The 7,686-nt window shown below is 59.9% G+C and carries 7 protein-coding genes and 1 pseudogene; 5 read left to right on the top strand and 3 right to left on the bottom strand.

Annotation, left to right across the window (positions count from 1 at the left end; genetic code table 11):
- Positions 1-477 (bottom strand): annotated as a pseudogene (locus tag BJF91_RS00155) (hypothetical protein); the annotation flags it as partial.
- Positions 478-751: 274 nt separating this feature from the next.
- On the opposite strand from BJF91_RS00155, the gene BJF91_RS00150 reads away from it, so the two are divergent.
- Together BJF91_RS00150 and BJF91_RS00145 are read left to right on the top strand one after the other, a co-directional pair.
- A complete protein-coding gene (locus tag BJF91_RS00150) occupies positions 752-1,585 on the top strand; it encodes a L,D-transpeptidase (RefSeq protein WP_075612470.1) in 834 nt (277 codons plus the stop codon).
- A 235-nt stretch (positions 1,586-1,820) separates the two neighbouring features.
- Complete coding sequence (locus BJF91_RS00145; protein WP_075612472.1) at positions 1,821-2,546, top strand: L,D-transpeptidase; 726 nt, start codon at positions 1,821-1,823, stop codon at positions 2,544-2,546.
- Positions 2,547-2,747: 201 nt separating this feature from the next.
- Here BJF91_RS00145 and BJF91_RS00140 read toward each other — a convergent pair whose 3' ends face one another.
- Positions 2,748-3,191 (bottom strand): MarR family winged helix-turn-helix transcriptional regulator, encoded by a 444-nt coding sequence (locus tag BJF91_RS00140; RefSeq protein ID WP_075612469.1) that lies wholly within the window; start codon positions 3,189-3,191, stop codon positions 2,748-2,750.
- A gap of 189 nt (positions 3,192-3,380) precedes the next feature.
- On the opposite strand from BJF91_RS00140, the gene BJF91_RS00135 reads away from it, so the two are divergent.
- Both BJF91_RS00135 and BJF91_RS00130 read left to right on the top strand, forming a co-directional pair.
- Positions 3,381-3,803, top strand: a complete 423-nt coding sequence (locus tag BJF91_RS00135; protein WP_075612471.1) for an organic hydroperoxide resistance protein — start codon at positions 3,381-3,383, stop codon at positions 3,801-3,803.
- Positions 3,804-4,355: 552 nt separating this feature from the next.
- On the top strand, positions 4,356-5,858 hold the full coding sequence (locus BJF91_RS00130) for a carotenoid oxygenase family protein (RefSeq protein WP_075612468.1): 1,503 nt from the start codon (positions 4,356-4,358) through the stop codon (positions 5,856-5,858).
- A gap of 198 nt (positions 5,859-6,056) precedes the next feature.
- Here the strand turns inward: BJF91_RS00130 and BJF91_RS00125 are convergent, their stop codons facing one another.
- The gene (locus tag BJF91_RS00125; RefSeq protein ID WP_075612467.1) at positions 6,057-6,587 is read right to left on the bottom strand and encodes an AAA family ATPase; all 531 of its coding nucleotides are present in this window, start codon (positions 6,585-6,587) and stop codon (positions 6,057-6,059) included.
- Positions 6,588-6,764: 177 nt separating this feature from the next.
- Here BJF91_RS00125 and BJF91_RS00120 point away from each other — a divergent pair, with 177 nt between their 5' ends.
- Positions 6,765-7,493, top strand: a complete 729-nt coding sequence (locus tag BJF91_RS00120; RefSeq protein ID WP_075612466.1) for a class I SAM-dependent methyltransferase — start codon at positions 6,765-6,767, stop codon at positions 7,491-7,493.
- Positions 7,494-7,686: the final 193 nt, after the last annotated feature.

Here is a 7,686-nt window from a genome sequence, read left to right as displayed (position 1 = left end):
GAACATCCGGTTGATCAGGGCATCGCTGCTGAACATCTTGCTCATCAACTCGCTGGTCATGCTTTTCTTGCCGCTTTCGACGGAACTCGCGGTGATTTTGCCGGAATGCTTTTCCAAGATGGCGGTGAGAATCTCCTGAGGCGTGTTTTCGGCCTCCCAATCGAGATCGGCGATATCTTCAAAGCTATGGCTTTTTCCATCGCTGGAGGTGAAAGACATGGTGTTTTCACTGTAAATCGTCACGGTGCCGATATCGAGGTCGATGGTGCCCCAAACCGTCAGAGGCTTGCTCTGCGCCGACGCTTTCACCTGGGCTTCCGCCGCCTGCGCCCACATGTTTTCCATTTCCACCTGCAAGGCGGTTTTCGGCTCGCTATCGTCAGGCAAGCTCGCCAGAAACTCGGTATCGGCCTCCGCAGCCTGGACCGAGGCATAGCCATAGGCAAAGGCGACTGCCGGTGAAACGGTGATGCTCATGAACCCCTCCAGAGCGATGATAGGATGCCCGGTCGGACCGGGCCGGTGGCGCGCAACATGCTACTTGCTACTCCCGTTGCGCGCATCAGTTGCAGTCGAAACTTGCGTGTAGCGTTCGGACGACATTGCTTAAAGGTTGTGGACACGACGGCCAGCCGACGGGACTAGTCAAAATGGGGGACGGTGGCGCGCTGCATTCCATTCCCTCCCACCAGTTTCGCGCCAGCCGCGTCTGCCAATCTTCGGGCAATCTCGAACCAGGCCAGGTTGCGCAATGTCGTCTACTGCTTTTGTCCGCCCGTTTTCCCGTGTCGCTCGCACCTTGCTCACAGGGCTCGGCTTGATATCGCTGTCGGTGCTGGGCGGCTGCTATTTCGTTACCGATACGCAGCGGATGAATACGGAAGTTTTTGCGGCCCAGACCGCACCGACCTGGAGCCAGCCGACCGAGCCGCCGCCGGTTGAGAGGCCAAACAAATTCATGGGCCTGTTCACCACGCCCTTCCATCAGACCTATGGCATGCCGGTCAGCGAACCCTATGTCTCGCCCTTTGCCACGCCGATGCAGAAGGCGATCTATGGCCAGATGAGCGATGACGGCCACACGCTGAGCCCCATCCCGCTCGACCGGGTCGACAAGCGCTTCCTGCGCCAGGAGGTGGATTATGCGACCACCGAACGGCCGGGCACCATCGTGGTCGATACCAAGGCGCATTATCTCTATCTGGTCGAGGCCAATGGCCGGGCGATGCGCTATGGCGTCGGGCTTGGCAAACAGGGCTTTGCCTGGCAGGGCAGGGGCGTGATCCAGTTCAAGAAGGCCTGGCCGCGCTGGACGCCGAGCGACGACATGGTCGAGCGCCAGCCCGACATGCGCCAGTTTGCCGCCGCCGAAGGTGGCCTTGAGCCCGGCCTGCGAAACCCGCTCGGTGCGCGCGCGCTCTATATCTTCCAGAACGGCAAGGACACGCTCTACCGCATCCACGGCACGCCGGACTGGCAATCGGTTGGCAAGGCGGTCTCATCAGGCTGCGTGCGCATGTTCAACCAGGACGTGATCGATCTCTATTCCCGCGTCCAGGCAAGGGCCGAAGTCGTAGTGATGTAAGACGCTGCAGCGTCGCCCTCGTTTGATTTCAGGGCCATAGGTGGCCCAAATACAGTCCGCACGGGGAGCGTGACTGCCATTCTGTTGCCGGAACGACACGCCATGGCGCAAATGTGATCGTGCCGATGCGTGATTGCCGGTGAAATCCCGGCAAAGCACGATAGATTGTCATTCGCGGATCGACCCGCGCCGCTCGCTCAAGGGCGGTGTTGACCAGCAGGATGTACAAGCCTTTATGACAAGACCCGATTTTTCCCGCCGTGCCTTCCTTTCTTTTTCCGGCCTCGGCGCCGCTGCGCTTCTGTCCAGTTGTGCCTCCTCCTATCGCCCACCCATCTCCGATGATGGCTCGCTGGGCGGCATGGTGCAGCCTTCGGCGCCGCTCGGTGCGTTCGGCCCGCCGTCCAAGCCCGAGCTGGACGCCATGTATGGCGCGATCTCCGATGGCGGTTTCGTCATCCCGGCCGTGCCTTACCAGCAGATTCCGCCGCGCTACTATCGCCAGCGCGTCGCCGACCCGACCGGCTATCCGGCCGGCACCATCGTCGTCGATACGCCAAACCGCTTCCTCTATCTGGTTGAGCCGGGCGGCACCGCGATGCGCTACGGCGTCGGCATCGGCCGCGAGGGCTTTGCCTGGCAGGGCGAGGGCGTCATCCAATGGCGTCAGAAATGGCCAAAATGGACGCCGCCGGATGAAATGGTCGCCCGCCAGCCGCAGCTTGCTCAATATTCCTCGGCCAATGGCGGCATGGCGCCCGGCCTGATGAACCCGCTCGGTGCACGCGCGCTCTATATCTTCCAGAACGGTCGCGACACGCTCTACCGCCTGCACGGCTCGCCGGAATGGAACTCGATCGGCAAGGCCGTATCCTCCGGCTGCGTGCGGCTGATGAACCAGGATATCATCGACCTCTACGACCGCGTGCCCAACAAGGCCCGTGTCGAGGTGCTGCAATAGGGTCAGCGGGTGCCCGCGAGGGCTCTTGCGTCGCAAAACCCCTCCCCACAAGGGGGAGGAGGGCTGTCGCAGTCCTGCAAAACCGATGGTTTCCATGATAAGGCCGGAAGAAGCGCAACGATTGCGCCGTTCTCAACCGGCTCCCTCCCCCTTTGGGGGAGGGGCGATTTCTTGCGCCGTGGTGTTCGGGTTGCTGTAAGATCAGGACGCCAGCGCGGCATTCAGCTTTCCGCGCAGCGCCTGCAATTGATCGCGCAGCGCCGCGATTTCCTCGAGGCTGCATCCGGTGGCGGTGCCGATGGCAGCCATCACGTCAAGTGCCTTGTCCTGAAGTGCTGCGCCCGAGGGCGTCAGTGAGACCGTGACCTGGCGCTCGTCTTGGCTGTCGCGTCGGCGGGTGACATAGCCGGCCTGTTCCAGCCGTTTCAGCAGCGGCGACAGCGTGCCGCTGTCGAGCCCCAGTCGCTCGCCCAGCGCCTTGACCACCAGATGGTTGGTCTCCCACAACACCATCATGGCCAAGTATTGCGGGTAGGTCAGGCCGAGCGGCTCCAACAGCGGCTTATAGGTGCGCGTCAGCGCCAGCGACGCGCCGTAAAGCGCAAAGCATAGCTGCTTGTCCAGCACCAGATCCGTCTTGTCCATTGTCGTCAGTCCTTCATACCAGTCTGTCCATATTGTCCCAGCACCGTCATAAAAATGCAATGCGCAAAAAACAGTTGCGCGCAATTTAATTGGGTGATAGATAAAAATCCAGACGCAGTCGTATAGCGCTTCGGGGTCTGGCCGCAGATGCCGGGCTTCCTTTTGAACCAACCCGCACAGGAGATCATCATGTCTATTCTTTACACCACCAAGGCATCGGCCACCGGCGGTCGCGAAGGTCGCGCCGTCTCTGAAAACGGCGTTCTCGACGTAACGCTGACGACCCCTAAGGAACTGGGCGGCAACGGCGCCACCGGCACCAATCCTGAGCAGCTGTTTGCCGCCGGCTATTCCGCCTGCTTCCTCGGCGCGTTGAAATACGCCGCCGGCCAGCAGAAGGTGAAGGTGCCAGATGACGCCACGGTCACCGCCACCGTCGGCATCGGCCCGCGTGACGACGGCACCGGCTTCGGCATCGAAGTTTCCATCAGCGTCGATCTGCCTGGCGTCGAGCGCGACCTGGCCGAAAAGCTGGTTGCCGCCGCCCATATCGTCTGCCCCTACAGCCACGCCATGCGCACCGCCACGGAAGTTTCGGCAAAGCTGGCCTGAGGGTTTTAGTTTTCAAACTTGGTACGAAAGCCGGTCCCCTTGGGGCCGGCTTTTTGCGTGATAAGAGCGTCCCATTTATCTGATGCTCTTATGTTCACGGCATAACCGTACGAGTCCGTATCATTTCGATTGACCGAATTTCATTTTTATAATAGTACTGCATTGTACTCTAATCGCGACGGAAGCGCGTGCGGCTTCAGTCGTCTTTGACAAATTTCGATACGGATGAGGTGCAGACATGTTGACACTCCTCGCGATGGGGGAGGGCCTCCACTTCACGATGCCTAGCGTTCGTCAGGGAAAAGTGGAGCCGTTTTCCCCGAAAAGACAAACGAAAACAAAAGAATCCAGAGGATGTCTGGTTCAATCTGAACCTGACGGACTCTAGACGTCGGTCGCCTCGGCTTTCGAAGCCCTGTCCCCACCTGTCCATTTATCCCGATCTGCCTTTGCGCGCTGACCGCGCCACGGCCGTTGCATGCCTTTTCCACCACTCGCGTCGCAGTGCCATCCCATGTTGCTGCGTCTTTAACCCGCTGAAAGGAAAGACCAATGCTGAACAAGCCTTCGCAGCCTGACGTGTCCGGCCCCCCGGATAGTGGCCTTTGGAGCGTCACAAATCCGTTTCTTCAGGGGCCGTTCGAGCCGCTGTTCAACGAGATCGTCGTGCGCGATCTCGAGATCGTCGGCAAGGTGCCGGTGGAACTCGACGGCTCGCTCTATCGCGCCAGTTCAAATCAGCACGCCCGCCCGGAAAGCCCGGAAAAGTTTCACTGGTTTGATGGCGACGGCATGGTCCATGCTTTTCGAATTCGGGATGGCAAGGTCAGCTACTGTAACCGCTTCGTCGAAACTGATGGGCTGAAGCTGGAACGGGCTGCAGGTCGCCCGCTATACAATGGCATTTACGGGGCGACGGGCAAGGCTCAGCGCGATCTGCCGCCTGGCGCGCCTATGATCAAATCCGTTGCCAATATCAATGTCATCGCGCTCGCGGGCCGGGTGCTGGCCATGCATGAGGTGGATAGCTTCTACTGGCATCTCGACCCCGACAATCTCGATACGCTCGGCAAATTCGATTTCGACGGACGGTTCAACTCCATGCTAACCGCGCATCCGCATTTCGATCCCGCCACCAACGAGATGCTGGCTTACGGCCTGAACTACCAGGAGATGTTTGTCGAATGCATGTCGTTCAGCCCTGCCGGCCGCGTGACCAGCCATGTCAAGACCGACATGCCGATCAAGGCCTTCGTGCATGATTTCATCTTCACCGAGAACTACTATATCTTCTTCTTCGGCCCCCTGCGTGTGGACCCCTATGGTAAAGACACGGTCATCCAGGGCAACGGCGCTCTGTCCTTCGAGGCCGATAGCCCCGGCCGGGTTCTGTTGATCCACCGGAAATCCGGCGCCGTGAAATGGCTGGAGACGCGGTCGTTCACCTGCGATCATTATCTCAATGCCTACGAACTCGGCGATAAAATCATAGTCGATGCCACGGTGACCGACACGATGATTCCGGGCGCGCATGTCAATGCCGCCGAGTTCTTCCCGTTCCCGCTCGTCAACGAACCCTCGCCATTTTCCGGGCCGCAGTTATGGCGCCTGACAATCGACCTTGCCCGCGACAGCGTCTCCACGGACCGCATCGGTGAATTCGGCGCCGAGTTCGTCCGGCCCAACGAAGGGGTCATGGGCCGCAAGCACCGCTACGGCTACATGGCCGGCACCCATGCGCCGGCCCCTGATAACAGAGGCTTCAATTGCCTGATCAAGCATGACTATGAGACGGGCCGCACGCAGTTTCAGCATCTGTGTTCCGCCTATGAAATGCTGCCGGGCGAGCCGATCTACGTCGCACGCAAAGATGCGACCGCCGAAGACGATGGCTGGATCCTGGCAGTCTGGTACGATCCGCGCCGCAACGCCAGCGAACTCGTCATCCTTGCCGCCCAGGATTTTGATGGCGAGCCGATTGCCCGCATCAAGCTCGACCACCGCGTCCCCCCAGGCTTCCACGGCAACTGGATCCCGAGATCGGCTCTGCGCTAGAGCTTGTCAGGGAAAAGTGGAACCCGGTTTTCCCGAAAAGACAAACGAAAATAAGAAAAGCTAGAGTTTGTCTGGTTCAATCTGAACCTGACAGACCCCAGCGCGACAGAGTAACGTGAGCCTGCTGCGGCATCGTGCGTCTGATAAAACGCACGATGCCGTTTGGGCTTTCGCGATGGCTTCTCGCGAACGAGGCTCTCACCGTGTTGCCTGACATCTTGCCAAAATCGCCTCGACCACCTCGGCAGGCGGCCGGGTCGCATCGATGCTTTCAGCACCGTCAGGGAGATCCTCCCGTGTTTCGTGCAGGCGCAGGATGAGGGCGCGTTCTTCTGGCGTTGCGCCGAACTCGTCTTTGGGCCGTGCGTCGAGCCGGCTGCGCAGGGTTTGCGCGTCGATCTCGAGAATGAAGATCCGGTCTAGCAGAGGGTAAATGTTGCGCAGGTTGCGGCAGCCGCCGCAGAAGAAGGTGAGGGGGTGGCTTCGATCTGCCGCCAGTGCAGCGACCTTATCGACGTGCCAGAGATGGTGACGGTGGCGAAAGTCTGCGGTCTGTTGCGCCGGGGTCAAATCGCCGTTGTTTAAGGCTATGCCGGTTTCAGGATCGCCTTGGTAGGCAAGCGCGCGGTCGCCGTGTACGACGTGATAGCCGCGCCGTTCCAGTTCGGTGGCGATTGTGGTCTTGCCTGAGCAGGAGACGCCCTCGATCAGGATGTTGCGCAGACCCATGCTTGCCTCCTTTGCCCGGTTTGCGGCGTATTCGTTGTGGCTCGCCCATCTCTAACGGCTCGCAGTGACGGTTTTGACACGGCCAACGATCCTGCATCGGCCAGTTTCATACAAGCCAGGGCTGGCACATCTGGTTGTGCAGTTGGCTGTGCGTTCCAGGCGAGGAAATTGGGAATCATGTTTATACGCAATCATCAGGGCCCGCAGTATCGTGAATTCATTGCGGCGATTGCCAGGAAGAAGAACGCGCGCGGCTATCTCGAGGTCGGCGTGCGCGATGGCGGCACGCTTGCCGGTATTGGTTGCGAGGCCATCGGCGTCGATCCTGAATTCAAGATCCGCTACGATATTCTCGCCAACAAAAATGCGGTGCATCTCTACAGCAAGACCAGCGACGAGTTCTTCCGCGATCACGATCCGCGCGTGATCCTTGGCCGCTCGCCCGACGTGATCTTCCTCGACGGTCTGCACCAGTTCGAATATCTGTTGCGCGATTTCATCAACAGCGAGCGGATCGCGCACCGTGACTCATTGATTTTGCTGGACGATTGCCTGCCGATCAATGCCGAGATGACCGAGCGTGTCTATAACCAGGCCGGCCGGCGCGACCGCGAAAATGCCCCGTCCTGGACGGGCGATGTCTGGAAAATGATCCCGATTCTGAAAACCTACCGGCCGGATCTGCATATCACGCTTGTCGATACCCGACCGACCGGCACCGTCTGTCTGACCAATCTCGATCCCAGTTCCACCGTGCTGCGGGACCGCTATTACCAGATCCTCCAGGACTATATTCTCGAAGAGATGGACGAGGCGGGCATCGAGCAGTTCTACGCCAGTAATCCGGTTGCCTCAGGTGACGTGATCCTGCACGAGTTCAACGCCTCGCTGTTCGTCGGGCCATAAAAGCAGCGCGTCTTGTCAGGGCCCCACTCTCAACGCGGGGCAGGGGCAAAAGCGGGGCAGGGGGCAGCCTTGCCGCCCCCTGTTTGAAGCTTACGAGGCCATCGCGTAGCGCTGCTGCTGGCCGTAACCGCCACCGGCATTGGTGCGGAAACGCTGCACCATCTGTGCGAGGTTCTCGGTTTCCTGCGTCAGG

It is taken from the genome of Gillisella taibaishanensis (assembly GCF_001938985.1).
Lineage (GTDB): Bacteria > Pseudomonadota > Alphaproteobacteria > Rhizobiales > Rhizobiaceae > Allorhizobium > Allorhizobium taibaishanense.
Note: the sequence above shows the minus strand (reverse complement) of the source record. Positions and strands in the feature narration are given on the sequence as shown.